Raw genomic sequence first — 850 nt, forward strand, 5'->3', positions numbered from 1 at the left:
GGGACTGTCCAATAATTAGTATTTTTAATCCTAAATTATGAAAATCGATGTGTAATTATAAGGCCATATACAGTTGAAATTACACATCGATTGCTATTTTTAATCGGATTTGGCTAAATTTTCAACTATATAGTTTAAACAATCAAAGATTCCTTTATTTTAATCATTGAGATGAATAACATTATTTTAATGGGATTTGTATTTTATTTAAATGAGTGTTGTGTTTAAATTTTCATGTATTTTCTGTATGTTATGGGCGATAGCCCGTAAAGTTAGTTCTTTTTCTCCATTTTTTAAGCCTTTTCTTTCTAATTTTTGGAAATTACGTGATTTTCTCATTGTTCCGAAGTAACCTTCATCTAAATTGGCTCTTTTCTTGTAGTAGTATTGTCCTTTTTCAGATTGATAAAATTGATGTAATTTCAATCTTAAAGGTTTATTGGGCTCAAATATTTCTTTAACTCTACTTTTAGTACATTGGTCATGAATTGGACATGATTTACACTTTATTTGTTGAATAAACTCTCATTGGAACATTATTTAGTTTTCTAATATTTTTAAAATTGAGTTTTTCACCCATCGGGCATATAAAACAGTCATTTAACAAATCGTAGTTAAAATTGACTTTTGAAAATGGTTTTTTCATATTTTTGGGTTTGGATTTTTTACTTTCATTTGAATCCAGGAATAACTAATTGAATACCATGTTCATGAGCATATTTTAATGATATGTCTTGTAAATATGCAGTGTCTGCTAAAACAACTCTGGGATGTTGGTTTAAATTAGATTTTATTTCATATAACATTGGTAGAAGTTCATTGTGGTCAGTTGGATTCGTTGTTAAGTATT

1 protein-coding gene is annotated in these 850 nt (G+C 27.4%); it reads right to left on the reverse strand.

All coding sequences use genetic code 11. The annotated features are described in order from the left end of the window. Nucleotides 1-207: 207 nt before the first annotated feature. A complete protein-coding gene (locus MBORA_RS11405; RefSeq protein WP_082853366.1) occupies nt 208-519 on the reverse strand; it encodes a transposase in 312 nt (103 codons plus the stop codon). Between the last annotated feature and the right edge of the window lie 331 nt (nt 520-850).

The organism is Methanobrevibacter oralis, from assembly GCF_001639275.1.
In the GTDB taxonomy this organism is placed as follows: domain Archaea; phylum Methanobacteriota; class Methanobacteria; order Methanobacteriales; family Methanobacteriaceae; genus Methanocatella; species Methanocatella oralis.